General features: G+C 58.6%; 16 protein-coding genes. 13 read left to right on the plus strand and 3 right to left on the minus strand.

Annotated features, from left to right (window positions below; all coding sequences use genetic code 11):
• Positions 1 to 192 precede the first annotated feature (192 nt).
• A complete protein-coding gene (locus AC07VR_RS23730) occupies positions 193 to 1083 on the minus strand; it encodes a helix-turn-helix transcriptional regulator (protein ID WP_494993858.1) in 891 nt (296 codons plus the stop codon).
• Positions 1084 to 1539: 456 nt separating this feature from the next.
• Here AC07VR_RS23730 and AC07VR_RS23735 point away from each other — a divergent pair, with 456 nt between their 5' ends.
• The 13 genes from AC07VR_RS23735 (at position 1540) to AC07VR_RS23795 (ending at position 12249) form a co-directional block, all read left to right on the plus strand.
• Positions 1540 to 1728, plus strand: coding sequence for a Flp family type IVb pilin (locus AC07VR_RS23735; RefSeq protein ID WP_494993732.1), 189 nt, complete (start codon positions 1540 to 1542; stop codon positions 1726 to 1728).
• A gap of 48 nt (positions 1729 to 1776) precedes the next feature.
• Positions 1777 to 2205: an A24 family peptidase gene (locus tag AC07VR_RS23740; protein ID WP_495012760.1), complete on the plus strand. Its 429-nt coding sequence runs from the start codon at positions 1777 to 1779 to the stop codon at positions 2203 to 2205.
• A gap of 18 nt (positions 2206 to 2223) precedes the next feature.
• Positions 2224 to 2412, plus strand: coding sequence for a Flp family type IVb pilin (locus AC07VR_RS23745; protein WP_494993734.1), 189 nt, complete (start codon positions 2224 to 2226; stop codon positions 2410 to 2412).
• A gap of 49 nt (positions 2413 to 2461) precedes the next feature.
• Positions 2462 to 2971 (plus strand): A24 family peptidase, encoded by a 510-nt coding sequence (locus AC07VR_RS23750; RefSeq protein ID WP_494993735.1) that lies wholly within the window; start codon positions 2462 to 2464, stop codon positions 2969 to 2971.
• A gap of 14 nt (positions 2972 to 2985) precedes the next feature.
• Entirely contained in the window at positions 2986 to 4308 is a 1323-nt protein-coding gene (locus AC07VR_RS23755; RefSeq protein WP_495012761.1) for a DUF8689 domain-containing protein, read from the plus strand.
• 12 nt (positions 4309 to 4320) lie between these two features.
• Entirely contained in the window at positions 4321 to 5133 is an 813-nt protein-coding gene (gene cpaB, locus AC07VR_RS23760) for a Flp pilus assembly protein CpaB (RefSeq protein ID WP_495012762.1), read from the plus strand.
• Positions 5134 to 5297: 164 nt separating this feature from the next.
• Complete coding sequence (locus AC07VR_RS23765) at positions 5298 to 6641, plus strand: TadE/TadG family type IV pilus assembly protein (RefSeq protein WP_495012807.1); 1344 nt, start codon at positions 5298 to 5300, stop codon at positions 6639 to 6641.
• Positions 6642 to 6649: 8 nt separating this feature from the next.
• Positions 6650 to 7120 carry a TadE/TadG family type IV pilus assembly protein gene (locus tag AC07VR_RS23770; RefSeq protein WP_495012763.1) on the plus strand — a complete coding sequence of 157 codons (471 nt, stop codon included), beginning with the start codon at positions 6650 to 6652 and terminating at the stop codon, positions 7118 to 7120.
• The gene (locus AC07VR_RS23775) at positions 7120 to 7614 is read left to right on the plus strand and encodes a TadE/TadG family type IV pilus assembly protein (protein ID WP_494993740.1); all 495 of its coding nucleotides are present in this window, start codon (positions 7120 to 7122) and stop codon (positions 7612 to 7614) included. The genes AC07VR_RS23770 and AC07VR_RS23775 overlap by 1 nt, the downstream gene beginning before the upstream one ends.
• The gene (locus AC07VR_RS23780; RefSeq protein WP_495012764.1) at positions 7608 to 8825 is read left to right on the plus strand and encodes an AAA family ATPase; all 1218 of its coding nucleotides are present in this window, start codon (positions 7608 to 7610) and stop codon (positions 8823 to 8825) included. The genes AC07VR_RS23775 and AC07VR_RS23780 overlap by 7 nt, the downstream gene beginning before the upstream one ends.
• Positions 8826 to 8828: 3 nt before the next feature.
• The gene (locus tag AC07VR_RS23785) at positions 8829 to 10268 is read left to right on the plus strand and encodes a TadA family conjugal transfer-associated ATPase (RefSeq protein WP_495012765.1); all 1440 of its coding nucleotides are present in this window, start codon (positions 8829 to 8831) and stop codon (positions 10266 to 10268) included.
• Positions 10265 to 11251, plus strand: a complete 987-nt coding sequence (locus AC07VR_RS23790; protein WP_495012766.1) for a type II secretion system F family protein — start codon at positions 10265 to 10267, stop codon at positions 11249 to 11251. Before AC07VR_RS23785 ends, AC07VR_RS23790 begins: the two co-directional genes overlap by 4 nt.
• A 29-nt stretch (positions 11252 to 11280) precedes the next feature.
• Entirely contained in the window at positions 11281 to 12249 is a 969-nt protein-coding gene (locus AC07VR_RS23795; protein ID WP_494993744.1) for a type II secretion system F family protein, read from the plus strand.
• Between the two features lie 29 nt (positions 12250 to 12278).
• Here AC07VR_RS23795 and AC07VR_RS23800 read toward each other — a convergent pair whose 3' ends face one another.
• Together AC07VR_RS23800 and AC07VR_RS23805 are read right to left on the minus strand one after the other, a co-directional pair.
• Entirely contained in the window at positions 12279 to 13415 is a 1137-nt protein-coding gene (locus AC07VR_RS23800) for a catalase family protein (protein WP_494993745.1), read from the minus strand.
• Positions 13416 to 13443: 28 nt separating this feature from the next.
• Positions 13444 to 15252, minus strand: coding sequence for a di-heme-cytochrome C peroxidase (locus AC07VR_RS23805; protein ID WP_495012767.1), 1809 nt, complete (start codon positions 15250 to 15252; stop codon positions 13444 to 13446).
• Between the last annotated feature and the right edge of the window lie 191 nt (positions 15253 to 15443).

The raw sequence follows: 15443 nt of genomic DNA on the forward strand, positions 1-15443 counted from the left end.
GTTAGAATACCGGCCTGTCACGCCGGGGGTCGCGGGTTCGAGTCCCGTCCGCTGCGCCATATTCGGTAACCTGGAACGCTGAACGCCAGGTCACCACGCAAAGCCCGCCTAGTGCGGGCTTTTTGCTGTCTGGGGTTTGGCTTTTTGTTCCGCGGATTATTCCGGGGGCGGCCCGCTTCTGCATCGGCCCCGTCAGGCTTCGTTGCGTAACAGCAGGCTGTCGATCACCGCTGAAGGTATAGTCTCCAATGCCGGTCTTGGTTTTACAGGTAAAGGTATGGGCACTCCGGCGCGGCGCGCCTGGCGGTATTCGCTGGGAGTACTGCCGGCGAATTGCTTGAAGGCCCGGGCGAAGTAAGAGGGGTCCTTGAAGCCGACCTCATAGCCGATGCTGGTGATGGGCATCTGGCTGTTTTCGAGCAGCTCCTTGGCGTAGTCCATACGCTTGTTCAGGATGTAGTCCATGAAGCCCAGGCCATTGACCTCCTTGAACAGCCGGCTGAAGCGGAATGTCGTCATTGCGCAGCGCTTGGCCATATCTTTTTGGTCGATGTTGTCCCGAAAATGCTGGTCGATGTACAGCAATACCTTATTGAGTGCCTGATGCTTCTGATGTTCTGCGGTCAATCGAATACTGTCCGGCAGGGACGGGCCATGCTCGATCGGCGGTTTGTTGCTGTGGAAATGGGTGTTACAGCGCAGCTCGCAGAGCTGCTCCAGGGCGCGCAGAAACCGGCTTATCTCGGCGGCCGGGAGAGGCAGCACCATGTACTCCCAGACACGAGAACGCATGGCCCACACAGCGAGCTCTTCGGAGTGCTGCACGGTGAACATGGCGACAGGCACGGAGGGCACGGCGCTTTTGATCTCCAGCAACAGGCTGAGGCCCGGCATGTCAGGGCGATCATAGTGCATGCAGATCATGTCCGGTAGTGGGTCATGATCGCGCTCGGGAAAAGTGGCGTCTTTTGCCAGCCGACAATCGCAGGCTGAGCGGAATTGCGCGATCAATTCTTCAGCCGATCGATCTCGAGTGAGATCGAACCATAAAAGGAATGGTTTTTTGGCCGAGTCGGGCTTCATTTCCTTGATCCTTATTCCTGTGCCTCGTTTTCTCTTCTTCTTGGTTCTTCTTGGTTCTTCTTTGCTCAGCAGTATTGTCACTGTGCCATGACTACGAAGGATCAAATCCTGATAAGAAACCAAAAATTCAGTTAGTCAGGTTCTATACCTTGCTGAGGGTGCCAGAATCGGGGCGCCCCCATTCCTTTTTCGATGGGCTCGGGCTTGACCGCTCGTCGCTTGCGAATCAGTTGCAGAGGGATTCTTAAGTCATTCCTTTTCTTACGCTTTCAGTTGCCGTTTCAGGCGCTGCCCCTGCTGTTTTTGTTGGCTTGACAATGACAGCAAAAAAATCCTTGCAATCGACAAAAAACTCCTAACGCTTCTATTGCCCTCCCAACTAAGGTTTCAACCAGGCAGTGCAATCAGCACCGTCCTTGAAGAACAACACTCTATTGATCAAATGAGGTGGGCAAAATGAATCTGCAAACAATCAAGACTTCGGTGCTGACGTTCATCAAAGACGAAGATGGTCTGACTGTCGTGGAGTATGCGGTGGCCGGTGGGCTTATTTCTTTGGCAGTGGTTGGGGCCTTTACGGCGCTTGGCACTGAGGTGGGCGTCGTGATTACTGCCTTGAAAACTGCAATTACCCCTGCTGCCTAGGCTGGCATTTTTAGTCCTGCTTTTCGCGATAAAACGGAGGTGGCTTGTATGAATATTTTATTAAGCACCTCCGTACTCATTTTTCTCGGGATTGCGGTGATCACTGATTTAAGCGTTCACCGTATCTCCAACATCCTTATTTTAGCTGGTTTGATCTGCTCGGCAGTTATTCAGAGTTGGCTTTACGGTTTCTCTGGAATGACAGTTTGGCTGATCGGGCTGGCAGTCGGGTTAGTGATTCTCCTGCCGCTTTACGCTTTTGCTGGAATGGCCGCAGGCGATGTCGAGTTAATGGCTATGGTGGGAAAATTTTTCGGCCCTGTAGCCATTTTTTGGTCGGCGGCTTATGTTGCCCTTCCAACTAAGGTTTCAGCCAGGCAGTGCATTAAGCGAAGACCAACACTCACGTCTTGGAAGATCAATACTCACGTCTTGGAAGATCAACACTCATGTCTTGGAAGACCAACACTCAATTGATTAAATGAGGTGGGCAAAATGAATCTGCAAACAATCAAGACTTCAGTGGCGACGTTCATCAAAGACGAAGATGGCCTGACCGTCGTGGAATATGCCGTGGCCGGTGGGCTTATTTCTTTGACAGTGGTTGGGGCCTTTACGGCGCTTGGCGGGGAAGTGAGCGTCGTGATTACTGCCTTGACCACCGCAATTACCCCTGCCGCCTAAGGCTGGCATTCTTGGTCTGGTCTTTCGCGGTAAAACGGAGGTGGCTTTTATGAATATTTTATTAAGTACCTCCGTGCTCATTTTTCTCGGGATTGCGGTGATCACTGATTTAAGCGCTCACCGTATCTCCAACATTCTTGTTTTAGCTGGTTTGATCTGCTCGGCAGTTATTCAGAGTTGGCTTTACGGTTTCTCTGGAATGACAGTTTGGCTGATCGGGCTGGCAGTCGGGTTAGTGATTTTCCTGCCGCTTTACGCTTTTGCTGGAATGGCCGCAGGCGATGTCAAGTTAATGGCTATGGTGGGAAGTTTTCTCGGTCCTGTAACTGCTTTTTGGGCGGCGGCTTTAACGTTGATTGTTGGTGGCGTCCTTGGGATTTCGGTTCTGCTCTACAAAAAGCAGTTGGGCCGCTTTATTCAACGGTACTGGGCGATGACAAGTCTGCGCACCTATATCCAGCCGCAAGCCGATGATGCCGCCCGGCAACGCTTCCCTTACGCAATCGCGATCCTGCTCGGCACTTTAACCAGCGTCCTCTGGCTGCCCTTCGGCCATTAGTTCGGGAGAACACTATGTACGCCATCAGTGACAGCAACGTCTGCCCCAACGAGCGGGAAGCGGTGCAGCGGTTGGCTCCGCAGCCGCGCACTGTCAGTGAGACGGGCCTTGCGGAGAACTTTCTCGGTGATCTGGTCTGCAAGCATCTGCACGATGCCGGCGTGCTGGATATGCCGCGACTGGTGGAGCGCCTGGCGCTGCCCGGCACGGTACTGGAAGAAGTCCTGAACTTCCTGCGCAAGGATGGCCGCGTCGAGATACTCGGCCAGAACGGTGCTCAGGCACTGCGCTACAGCCTGACGCAGCGCGGTCGCAGCGCCGCCCGCGATGCCTTGGCGCGCAGCGGCTATATCGGCGCGGCACCCTATCCGGTGAGTGCCTACCGCTCCCTGATCAAGGCGCAAACCATCCACCACGGTCATATCAACTCGGACGACATGCATGGCGCTTTCGGCGCAGTGGTGCTCGCCGACAGCATGCTCGATCAACTGGGGGTGGCGCTGAACTCCGGGCGCGCGATCATGCTTTACGGGCCCGCAGGTACCGGCAAGACCTATATCAGCAGCCGGTTGATCCGCCTGTTTGACGAAGCCATCTGGGTACCCCATGCCATTGCGATCAACGAAGCGGTGATCGAGATCTTCGATCCCCAGATACACCAGCGCCTGGATGCTACCGAAACGCAGAACCACCTGCTGCTCAACGAAGGGATCGATCGTCGACTACTCTGCTGTAAGCGACCGATCGTCATCACCGGCGGTGAATTGAGCATGGAACAACTGGATGTTCGCTACGATCCCTTCACCCGCCAGTACCAGGCCCCCTTGCAGCTCAAGGCCAGTAATGGCCTGTTCATCATCGACGACATGGGCCGCCAGCGCGTGGCCCCGGCCGAGCTGTTTAATCGCTGGATCGTGCCGATGGAGGAGAAGCGTGACTTCCTCAACTTTGGCGGTGGGCGGCACTGCGAGCTGCCGTTCGACCTGATCCTGGTGTTCTCCACCAACCTCAACCCGTTAGAGCTGGCCGATGAGGCGTTCCTGCGGCGCATTGGTTACAAGCTGCAATTTGGCTACCTGGATCCCGTTGATTACGAACGAATCTGGCGCCAGGAAACCGAGCGGCAAGGCATTCCTTATGACCCGCTGCTGTTGCGCTATGTGCTGCTGGAACTCTATGAAACCGAAAACATGCCCTTGGTGCCTTGCCACCCCCGCGACCTGTTGAGCATGGCGCTCGACCGCCAGCGTTACCTGGGCGGCTCCGGGCCGCTGTCGTCGCTGGAGCTGGAGTGGGCCTGGCGCAACTATTTCGTTCAGCTCGACTTTCTTGGATAAGGAGATACCGACATGAGTTCTCGTACTCTCACCCTGATTGCCTTATCCCTGATCCTGGGCCTGGGCGCCGCATGGATGGCCAACACCTGGTTAAGCGCACGGCTCAACGCCGGTCCGGACGACAATCAGCAGAACGTGGTAGTGGCCACGGTGGAGATTGCTTTCGGGCAGATGGTCGAAGCCCAACAGGTCACGCTGGTGCGGATGCCCAAGGATACAGTGCCGGAAGATGCCTTCGATGCCACCGACAAGGTGGTGGGCAAGATCGCCACTTTCTCCATGCTGCGCGGCGACATCCTGCGCGGCGCACGCCTGGCCGAGCACCTCGGCGGCAGCACACTGGCCTCGCTGATCGAACCCACCAAGCGTGCCATATCGTTGCGCGTGGACGATGTGGTCGGGGTGAGTGGGTTCCTGTTGCCGGGCAATAGGGTCGATGTATTGGCCACCAGACAGACGGGAAACAACGGTAATGCCGAGTCTAAAACCATACTGGAGGATTTGCGGGTGCTGGCAGTGGACCAGACTGCCAGCACCGACAAGACCCAGCCGGTGGTGGTGCGCGCGGTGACCCTGGAGATGACTCCGGGTCAGACGGAAGTCCTGGTCAAAGGGATGACCGAAGGGAAGCTGCAACTGGCTCTGCGCAATCCGCTGGATAACCAGAAACAACCAGCGATCGCTCAGCCGGTTGCACTGGCCCAGGTCCCGGCTCCAGCGCCAGCTCCAAAACCGGTAGTACGCCATCATAGAGGTGGCGGTGGCGGTAGCAGCAGCATCACTGTGATTCGCGGTATCGAGGTCAATGTAGTGAAAGCCCTATAAGTCATCAGGCTCAATCGTTGTAGGCATTGCGTCGGATGGACCCCATTGGGTATCGGAAAGTTTGGCATTGCTCTGGCAGGCGAACGCACTTAACAGGTCCACTTCACAGGTCAAGGCCAGCCAGCCGTTTCAGATAAATAAATAGTGGCAGAAATGAGGGCTTGATCATGGGACCCCGTATCCAACGGCCATTCACCACTTATGCGAAACGTCAGCAGGGTGCGACGATTGTGCTGGTCGTGGCTGCCTTGGCCTCCATCCTGCTGATGGGGGCCTTGGCGCTGGACGGCGGCCATATGCTGGTGAACAAGACGCGCCTGCAAAATGCGGTGGATGCGGCGGCGCTGAGCGGGGCCAAGACGCTCATGATGGTGTCCGGCGCAACTGGTGCGGCCACCCAGACGCAAAGCGCTGCACGCGCTACCCTGACACTGAATGCCAATGCCACGGGCAACAATGAACTGGCCACCGCCATCGGCAATAATGTCGCCGGCTTTGCCACGGTGGAGCTGGCCAACAACGTCTACGGGCCTTTCTCCTTCCCTGGCCCGGCGGATGCGAAATATGTGCGGGTAACGGTAGCGAACTACCCTCTGAGCGGTTTTTTCTGGGGCATGTTGCAGGCGACAGGTAATGGCGCCGCCCCGAACAAGGCCGTGGCAGCCGTCGCCACCGCCGGGCCCAGCCCGACCAGCCCCTGTGATGTCGCGCCGCTGATGGTCTGCGGCGACCCCGCTCAGTACAACCCGAGCGCCGGGAATTTCTGGGGTTACCAATTCGGTGATGTGCAGGTGTTGAAAACCGCCTCAGGCAATAACTCGGCGATCGGCTCCGGCAATTTCCAACTGCTCGATTTTGGTTCCGGTGGCAACGCCGTCAGAAACGCATTGGCGGGCGGGATCAATGAGTGCAACAACGTCGGCTCGACTGTCAACACCAAGCCAGGCAACTCCGTGGGGCCTGCCGTTCAGGGCCTGAATACTCGCTTCGGCCAGTATTCAGGCGGCGGCCTCAGTGCCGCGGACTTTCCGCCGGACCTGGTGATCACCACCAACCCCCAGCCGCTGACTTTCACCGGATCGCCCGCCCAGATTTTGTATAACGGTCAACCGGTCACCTCCAGCAACGGCAATCTCTCCGCCGGTGGCACCGCATTGCTCGATTACAACGACTGGGTGCAGAGCGTCGCCGCGTGTGTCGCTGGCACGGGCAGCGGCTGCCAGGCCAATGGCGCGTTCGAACGACGGATGCTGAAGATCGTGATTGGTAATTGCGCTGGCAAGAACGACGGGTCGTCCACGATACCGGTGCTTGGCTTTGGCTGCTTCTTCGTGCTGCAGCCAGCGTCTCAACAGGGTAGTTCTTCGCAGATATTCGGTCAGTTCGTCAAACAGTGCGAAGGCGACAACGTGTCGGGCCCCAACCCTTCAAATGCCACGGGCCCGCAGATTATTCAGCTGTACAAGACCTATATCGACAACAACCAGACACCGAGCAGCGACTCGTAGGAGGTCATATGGGACGTCGTGCATTCAAACGGCCGCAGGCCCAGCGCGGGGTAGCCATGGTGGAGCTGGTGATTGCTCTACCACTGTTGTTGCTGCTGCTGTGTGCGATCGGCGAGTTCGGCCGCTTGCTGTTTCAGTACAACAGCCTGATGCAGGCCAGTCGTGATGCCGGGCGTTTTGTTGCCGGCCAGGCCTGGAACGCTACCCTTGGCCAGCTCGATCTGAACGCCACTCTGCAGTCCCAGACCCAGAACGTCGCCCTTTACGGCGCGCCTACCAACCCGAATAACTACCCACCGGTGGTGCCGGGGCTGACCACCGGCAATGTCTCGGTTTCTGCATCAGGTACTGACCATGTACAGGTGAGCATTACCTATACCTTCCAGCCGGTGATCGGCAGCGCATTGCCAGCTTTCTTTGGCAATGCAGTGCCGCTCGGCATTGCCTTGACCTCGACGGTCGTGATGAGGGCCTTGTGATGAACATCAAGCGTATGCGCGGGGTGTATGTGGTCGAGTTCGCCATCGTCGGCCTGCTGATGTTCACGCTGTTGTTCGGCGTAATGGAAATGGGCCGGCTGTATTTCACCGTCAATGCACTGAATGAAACCGTGCGCCGCGGTGCTCGGCTGGCTGCGGTGTGTGACATCAGCGACCCGATCATTCTGCGCCGGGCGATCTTCAATGCAGCCAATAACGGTGGCGCCAGTAGCTTGATCAACAACCTGGGAACGGCCGATCTGAGCCTGACTTATCTGGACGTAAACGGTGCGGTGGTGACCAGCCCCAACGATCTGGTCAGCGCCACCGGGTTTCGCGCCGTCCGCTATGTTCAGCTGCGAATAGCGAACTTCAGTTTCAACCTGCTTATACCTGGATTCAGTGGGGTGTTCACCCTGCCAGCATTCAGGTCAACCATGCCTCGAGAAAGCCTTGGCCGTCATCCCGAGGCGGGAGATATTACGCCATGTTAAGCGCCCGGGACGTCCCCATTACTACCTCTGCCCATAAGCAGGGCTTGCGCCTGCTGATCAGTAGCCGCGATGCCGAGGCCTTGCAACATCTGACTACGTTGAGCCAATGTCTGCCCAGTCTGCAAGTGAGCACGCGGCTGGTGAGCAATGGCCATACCGACCCGTTGTACGGGCTGGAGCAGATGCCTGATTTCCTGTTGCTGCGTGTCAGCCACTTGTGGCGCGAAGAACTGGCGGCGCTGTTGCGGCGTCCTGCACAGGAGCGTCCACCCCTGTTGGTGTGTGGACCTCTGGATGAGCGCGAGGGCATGCGCCTGGCGATGCAGGCCGGAGCCCGTGACTTTCTGGCCGAGCCGGTGGCCGCAGAAGAGTTGCAGGCGGCACTGGGCCGTATGCTGACGGAGGCCAAAGCGGGGCAGGCGACTGAAGGCAAACTGATTGCGGTGATGAATGCCAAGGGTGGCTCGGGCGCAACCATGCTGGCCTGTAATCTGGCTCATCAGCTCAGTGTCCGTGGCGGCGCAACCCTGTTACTGGATCTGGACCTGCAGTTCGGCAGCGTGGCTCACTGCCTGGATGTGCGGCCGACGCACTGCCACGTAGAGGTTCTGCGGCAGATCGAGGCGTTGGACAGTGTCGCCTTGCGCGGCTTTTGCAATCATTTCAGTCCGACCCTGCATGTGCTCGGCGGGCGTGCCAGTGAGCTGTTTCTGTCCCAGGATGTGGGTCTGGAACAGTTGGAAACCCTGCTGCGCCTGGCACGCAGCACCTATGACTGGGTGGTGGTGGATTTGCCGCGGCAGATCGACCACCTCACCGGTGTCACTCTGGAGCAGGCGGACCAGGTCTACATCGTAGTGCAGCAGAGTCTCAGTCATCTGAAGGACGGCACCCGCCTGACGCGTATCCTGCGTGACGACCTGGGGTTGCAGGGTAGTCGCCTGCAAGTGGTGGTCAATCGCTTCAACAAAGCCTCACCTGTCAGCCTCAAGGATATCAGCGAGGGGCTGCGTTGCGTGAATCTGCAGAAACTGCCCAATGATTATGCGGTGGTCAGTGAAAGCCAGAACACTGGGGTGCCACTGGAGCTCCATGCGCCACGTGCCTCTGTCACCGTCGCCTTGCGTGAGTTGAGCCAGGATCTTATCGGGATCCAGGCCAGCGAGCAGGGCTTGCTGAAACGTACCTTTAGCCGCCTGTTCGGGGGGTAAGCCATGCTTAGCGAATTTCGTAATCGCCTGCGTCAGCAGTCCGGCAAAAATGTTCCGGCAGACGGGCAGGAAGCACCCATCGACGGCGAGGACTGCGTCAGCGAGCTAATGGCCTGGGAGGCCAGCGTGCCGGACGTCCTCTACGAGACCAGAACCAAACTCAATCCGATGGAGATCGAGTGGCGGGAGAAGATCTACCAGCAGTTGCTCAAGGTCATGGACCTGTCATTGCTCGATTCTCTGGAACCGGCCGAGGCCGGGCGGCAGATCCGCGAGATCAGCCAGCGCTTGCTGGATGAGTATTCGGCACCGGTGAGTGCCACCAGCCGCCAGCTGATCATCAAGCAGATCACCGACGAGGTGCTTGGCCTCGGGCCACTGGAGCCGCTGCTGGCCGACCACAGTGTGTCCGACATCCTGGTCAACGGGCATGCCTCGGTGTATGTCGAACGCTTCGGCAAGCTGCAGAGAACCGATGTGCGCTTTCGCGACGATCAGCATCTGCTGAACATCATCGACCGCATCGTTTCCAATCTGGGGCGACGCATTGATGAATCCTCGCCGCTGGTGGACGCACGTCTGAAGGACGGCTCGCGGGTCAACGCCATTATCCCGCCCCTGGCCATCGACGGGCCGAGCATGTCGATCCGCCGTTTCGCGGTGGATTTGCTCAATACCGAGAGTCTGGTGCAGATGGGCACCCTGACTCCGGCCATCGCGCTGATGCTCAAGGCCATCGTCCGTGGGCGGCTGAACGTGCTGGTATCCGGCGGCACCGGCAGTGGCAAGACCACCATGCTCAATGTGCTGTCCAGCTTCATTCCGCATAACGAGCGGATCGTTACCATCGAAGACTCGGCCGAGTTGCAACTGCAGCAACCCCATGTGGTGCGCCTGGAAACCCGCCCGTCGAATATCGAAGGCCGTGGCGAGGTGAGCCAGCGCGAACTAGTGCGCAACAGTCTGCGTATGCGCCCGGACCGCATCGTGATCGGTGAGGTTCGCGGCGCTGAGGCGCTGGATATGCTGACGGCGATGAACACCGGCCACGACGGCTCGCTGACCACGATCCACGCCAATACCGCGCGCGATGCCCTGGGGCGGATCGAGAACATGGTGTCGATGACCGGTGCGACCTTTCCGATCAAGGCCATGCGCCAGCAAATCGCCTCGGCCATCGGCGTGGTGATACAGCTGGAACGTCAGGAAGATGGCAAGCGACGGCTGGTCAGCGTGCAGGAGATCAACGGCATGGAGGGTGAAATGATCACCATGACCGAGATCTTCTCTTTCGTCCGCTCAGGCATGGGTGAACACGGTGAGGTACTGGGCGAATTCCGCCCCACCGGCATGGTGCCGGCCTTTCGCGATGTACTGGCCAAGCGTGGTATCGAGCTGCCGCTCAACCTGTTCCGGCCGGAATGGATGGAGGCGCAGTCATGAGTCAGATCCCTGGTGAATACATCCTGGCGTTCCTCGGCATGGTGTTCACCGCTATGTTCCTCCTCAGCCAGGGGCTGGTGGTGCCGGTGTTCGGAGAGGCCGGCCAGGTGCGTAAACGTATCCGCGGTCGCCTTGAGCTGCTGGAACGGGCCAGCAACCTGCCGAATATGCAGACGGTGCTGCGGCAGAAATACCTGCGGCGCCTGTCGCCGCTGGAGGCCCGCCTGGAGCAGTTACCGGCTATGGAGGCGCTGGCGCAGATGATCGAGCAAGCCGGGCATGACTACCGCGCCTATCGGGTGCTTTTACTCGGGCTGGTCCTGGCGACGGCGACGGGGCTTGGGCTTTGGTTGCTCACGCACCTCTGGTGGGCGGCTGTTCCGGCGGCCATGGCAGTGTTCTGGCTGCCGGTGCTGAAGATTTCCTTCGACCGCAACAAGCGCTTCGCTCTGTTCGAGGAGGGGCTGCCGGATGCACTGGATGCCATGTGCCGGGCTTTGCGTGCCGGGCACCCGTTCAACGAGACCCTGCAACTGGTAGCCGAGGAGCATCAGGGGCCGGTGGCTGTTGAGTTCGGCCTGACCTTCGCCGATATCAACTATGGCAATGATGTGCGCCGGGCCATGCTCGGTCTCCTGGAACGCATGCCGAGCATGACGGTGATGATGCTGGTGACCTCGGTGCTGATCCACCGCGAGACGGGTGGCAACCTGACTGAGGTGCTGGATCGTTTGAGCAGCCTGATTCGTGGACGCTTCCGTTTTCAGCGCAAGGTCAAGACCCTCTCGGCCGAGGGACGCATGTCGGGCTGGATATTGGTGTCTGTGCCCTTTGTATTGGCGGCGGCGATTGTGATCTCGAGCCCAAATTATTTGCCCTTGCTCATCAAGGAGCCTGTGGGCCAGAAGCTGGTCATGGGGGCTTTTGTTGCCATGCTGATCGGAATTTTCTGGATACGTAAAATCATCCGGATTCAGGTTTAAGCGCCAGCAATCGTAGAGAGGTGTTGGTCATGGACTATCTGCTAAGTCTGCTCAATCGGGTGGTGGGCAACGAACAGCTGGCACGTCTCTTGTTCGTTGGGGCTGTCGGCCTGTGCGTGGTGTTCGCTGCGGCGACCCTGGTATTGCTGGCGTTGGGGTTGCAGGATCCGGTGCAGCGCCGTCTTGCGCTGATCAAACGGGGTCATGGCGGGGAGAGCCTCGAGCAGAATGCGCCGAGTAACCTGCAATTGCTGCTGGAGCAAGTGGGGCAGCGCTTTGCCTCCGGTGAACAGGGGCAGGTCTCGCCCACTCGAACGTTGCTGATTCACGCGGGTTATCGCTCGCCTGCGGCAGTACACATGTACTGGGCGATTCGCCTGCTGTCGCCATTGATACTGGTGGGCCTTACGCTTCTGGCTTTGCCGTTTATCCCGAAGCTATCCCTGACCATTGGCATGGTGCTGCTAGCTTCGGCACTCTGTGTGGGCTGGTTGGCGCCGGCAATCTATGTCAACAAGCGCAAGCAGGCACGGATGACTCGGCTGCTCCGGGCCTTCCCCGATGCCCTGGACCTGATGGTGGTCTGCGTGGAGTCAGGCCTGGCGTTGCCCCAGGCCATTGAGCGGGTGGCCGACGAGATGTCGGTCAGTCAGCCCGAACTGGCCCTGGAACTGGCGCTGGTCAATGCGGAAATCCGCGCCGGCATTCCCAGTACCGAAGCGCTCAAACACCTGGCCGAACGCACCGGCCTTGAGGACATTCGTGGGCTGGTCAGCTTGCTGGCGCAGAGCATCCGCTTCGGCACCAGTGTCGGCTCCACCCTGCGTATTTATGCCGAAGAGTTTCGCGACCGGCGCACCCAGCTTGCCGAAGAGACGGCAGCGAAAATAGCCACCAAGCTGATGTTCCCACTGATTTTCTGTCTATGGCCGAGCTTTTTCCTGGTGGCCATCGGTCCTGCAATCATTGGGGTGCTTAAAATTTTCGGAAAGGTATGACATGCACAGAAGCAGGCTTCGTTTCTGTCTCACTGCCCGGCATTGCGAGTGTGCCGGTAATCGCTGACGGCTTCGTACACCGCCTTGCGTAAACGATTGATACCGCCAATCGGCCGATGGGCTTCCAGGCCGAACCAGGGATTGAACGACTGGTTGTCGCATTGCAGGTTCAGCGCCGGGGTGTCGAAGTCCTGAGCCGGGATCTTGATGCGCGCTACGGTCTCGAAAGGGGCGTCGATTTCACGCCATTCAATGCTGGTATCTTCGATGGGCATGTATTTGGCCGGATCCTGGCGCTGAATCTGCAAAACGAAGCACGCCGGGACACGATCGGTCGACAACTGCTGGTTCAGTGCGTTGCGCAGGAAGTTAGGCAGCGCCTGATTTTGAGTCGGCAGGTTGTAGATCGGGCAACTTTCGGGATCTGGCGCGACACGGAACTTGGCATTGGCCGTGCCGAACTTGTACGGCGACACCGAGAAATAGGTGGTCTGGGCCGGGCTTGCAGGTGCCGGAGCCAGCGTGGCCAGAGCGATAAACAGATGACGAACCTGCCAGCTACGCGGGTCCCGGTTCGGGAAGAACGCCCTGACCGTCTTTCCATCGGCCTGCGCAGCTACGTTCTGACGGTACTCGGCGACGTCACTGACAAAAAAGTTCGGATGACTGAACATCACAAAATCCTGTTCGCCACGGCTCTGTTGTTCTTTCAATAGCTGCGTACCCGGAACATCCAGCAGTTTGATCGCCATGCCGCGGGCGTCCCGAATGCTGTCGAACTGCGGGTAAGCATTGCCATTGGACAGGCGCATTGTCGCTTGCCAGGTCTTGCCGGCCTCGGCGAATACACCCTGACGCAGTTCTGGCGACAAGTCAGCCAACACCTGAACCTGGGCTTTGACACAACCGTGAGCCTTGGCATGGGCGTCACGCAGATAGCGCGTGTTTTCACGGTGCTGGTCAACGATGCGCACGGCGGTCTGAATGATGTCCTGAGTCATGGCGGCTTCGCCCGGCGGGATCTGTTCTTCGGCCGAAACCGGGCCGCTGTAGTGCCAGGCGAACCAGGCTGTGGCCAGCGCCCAGATGAACAGGCCCAGACCCAGCAGCAACAGAAGGGTTTTGCCCAGCAGGGCACCGATGCGCAGCCAGAGAGTGATCAACATGCGAAAGTCCTTTTTACGGCGGCGATAATCATGGCAGTTGCGACTCCAACGGGCCGCCCAGCACTTTTAAATACTCCAGCAAGGCCCAGCGTTCTTCGGGTTGCAACAGGCGGCCGATCACCCCGTTACCACGCTTGCCGGCACGGAATTCGTGACCGCTGTTGTGATTACCGGTGATCCGCGTGTCGAACACGAAGCCGTTGGTAAAGGCTTCGGTGCGATAACCCAAGTGGCGTGGGTCGTACTCGAAGGTGCCTTTGTAGAAAGTGGCCGCGCGTTCGTCCTGTGGTGAGAGCAGTTGGTAAATGCTCGGGACCGAACCGTTGTGCAGGAACGGCGCAGTGGCCCAGACACCGGCCAGCGGTCGGGCCTTGTAAGCACGTAACTCACGAACCCCGATCGGCAGGCCGAGCCCATCCAGGGTCGGGCGCTCTGCCGGCGTCACATTCGCGTCGCGATAAGCCCGTTTCTCAACGAAAGCGGTGACGTAGGCCAGCCCTTTGGCCACCGAGATTTTGCTCAAGTCCAGAGGCTCTGCGGGGGTTGGATGCAGTTTGACGTCCAGGTCCGCCAGCTCCGCCGGATCCCATTGCAGGGCCGTCAGATCAAAGCGGTGGTCGGCAATGTTATTGGCGGCGCCGGGATCGGTGCCAATCACTCCAACCGGCAGCATTTTCAATGTTTGCAAGGGGCGACCATTGCTTTGAATCACGGACGGTACGTGGCAGCCGGCGCAATTTTCAGTGAACAGGGCCCGGCCTTTGGCGGCCAAAGGTTTGTCGATGCTGCCCAGCAATTCTTCGGGCCAGGCTGGCGGCTTGAGCCGTTGCAGGGTTTCTTCGATCAGGTGCAGGTCGCGCACACGCACACTTGAAGGGTAACGAGCGTCACCTTTGAGAGGCTGGCCTGCGGTATCGAAGAAATTCAGTGTGGCGCCGACCCCAAGGGCTTCGCCGATGTTGCGTGCCATTGGCTGCTGAGCCGAACCGTTCCACTGCACCCAGTCGAAGGTCCACATCTCCCACAGCTGTGGATAGTCCACCGGTGCGTTGGCCACTCGGTAGTTGTCTGCAGAAATGGCGTCGCCAAAGCTGGCGTTGGCGATGCGTCCGAATGCATCGGTGCGGCCGGGGCCTTCTTCGGTGGGGTAGAGGCCGCGATGAGTGTCGTTCCAGGCAACATGCAAGAAGGTATCCAGGGACGTTTTGAATTCTTTGCGCAGTGGCTGGTATTGCGCCTCGTAGTCCTGGCCGAGGACATTGCGTGCGAAGCGTTCGAATTTCCATGGGTTGTAGTAGGTAGCGGCGAGGCTGGCCACCAGAGCCTGGCCGAAGCTTCCGCCACGCAAAGTGGGAACGCTGGACGGCAGAACATGCTGGGCCGAACCACCGTCGATCCGCACGGCCTGGCTGTTGTAACGCAGCTCGCCGGTGTGGCAGGCGGCGCAGGTAATATCCAGAAACTCATCTTTGCTGCCAGGATTTTGATGGCGAGCGAAACCGACCGGCAGATTGCCGGGATTACCCGGGGTGGCTTTCTGATCCGGGTCGACGAGAAAACCGAAGCGGGCAAGGTACTCAGGGGCCGCGAAGCGCTGTTCGGAGAACGGTAATTCGAGCGCGCCGAACCAGTCATAACGCAGGCCTTTAACCTGGGTGCCTTGGGGCGTGAAGTAATAGGTCTGGCGGTCGGCGGTGCTCCACTGTTCCAGGTAATGCACCTGTTTGGCAGGCACGTAGCCGGGCAGTTTAGGGTTGACGACGTAATACAGGACGATGATCAGGCCGAGACCGAGCAGAGCGATAATGAGTAGAAATACGCGGAAAATGAGGCGCAAAATAAACATCCTTGTCAATTTATAACCCTTATGCCCTAGCTCAGCTTATGCGGCAAGTGGCCATTACGCCTGATGCAGTGAGAAACGTCTTTTCCGATTGTGAGTTTGCGCCGACAGTCAAATTCGACTGCCGCTGCGAAATGCGTTTCAAGGACGTGAACTTATCGGAAGTTTCCTGCTCTCATGCCGGT

The sequence above is a fragment of the Pseudomonas sp. GW821-FHT02H09 genome (assembly GCF_059421425.1).

Bases quoted from the DNA above. Each gene is read 5' to 3' on its own strand.
- AC07VR_RS23730 (WP_494993858.1), bottom strand. From the start codon at position 1,083: ATGAAGCCCGACTCGGCCAAAAAACCATTCCTTTTATGGTTCGATCTC.
- AC07VR_RS23735 (WP_494993732.1), top strand. From the start codon at position 1,540: ATGAATCTGCAAACAATCAAGACTTCGGTGCTGACGTTCATCAAAGAC.
- AC07VR_RS23740 (WP_495012760.1), top strand. From the start codon at position 1,777: ATGAATATTTTATTAAGCACCTCCGTACTCATTTTTCTCGGGATTGCG.
- AC07VR_RS23745 (WP_494993734.1), top strand. From the start codon at position 2,224: ATGAATCTGCAAACAATCAAGACTTCAGTGGCGACGTTCATCAAAGAC.
- AC07VR_RS23750 (WP_494993735.1), top strand. From the start codon at position 2,462: ATGAATATTTTATTAAGTACCTCCGTGCTCATTTTTCTCGGGATTGCG.
- AC07VR_RS23755 (WP_495012761.1), top strand. From the start codon at position 2,986: ATGTACGCCATCAGTGACAGCAACGTCTGCCCCAACGAGCGGGAAGCG.
- cpaB (WP_495012762.1), top strand. From the start codon at position 4,321: ATGAGTTCTCGTACTCTCACCCTGATTGCCTTATCCCTGATCCTGGGC.
- AC07VR_RS23770 (WP_495012763.1), top strand. From the start codon at position 6,650: ATGGGACGTCGTGCATTCAAACGGCCGCAGGCCCAGCGCGGGGTAGCC.
- AC07VR_RS23775 (WP_494993740.1), top strand. From the start codon at position 7,120: ATGAACATCAAGCGTATGCGCGGGGTGTATGTGGTCGAGTTCGCCATC.
- AC07VR_RS23780 (WP_495012764.1), top strand. From the start codon at position 7,608: ATGTTAAGCGCCCGGGACGTCCCCATTACTACCTCTGCCCATAAGCAG.
- AC07VR_RS23785 (WP_495012765.1), top strand. From the start codon at position 8,829: ATGCTTAGCGAATTTCGTAATCGCCTGCGTCAGCAGTCCGGCAAAAAT.
- AC07VR_RS23790 (WP_495012766.1), top strand. From the start codon at position 10,265: ATGAGTCAGATCCCTGGTGAATACATCCTGGCGTTCCTCGGCATGGTG.
- AC07VR_RS23795 (WP_494993744.1), top strand. From the start codon at position 11,281: ATGGACTATCTGCTAAGTCTGCTCAATCGGGTGGTGGGCAACGAACAG.
- AC07VR_RS23800 (WP_494993745.1), bottom strand. From the start codon at position 13,415: ATGTTGATCACTCTCTGGCTGCGCATCGGTGCCCTGCTGGGCAAAACC.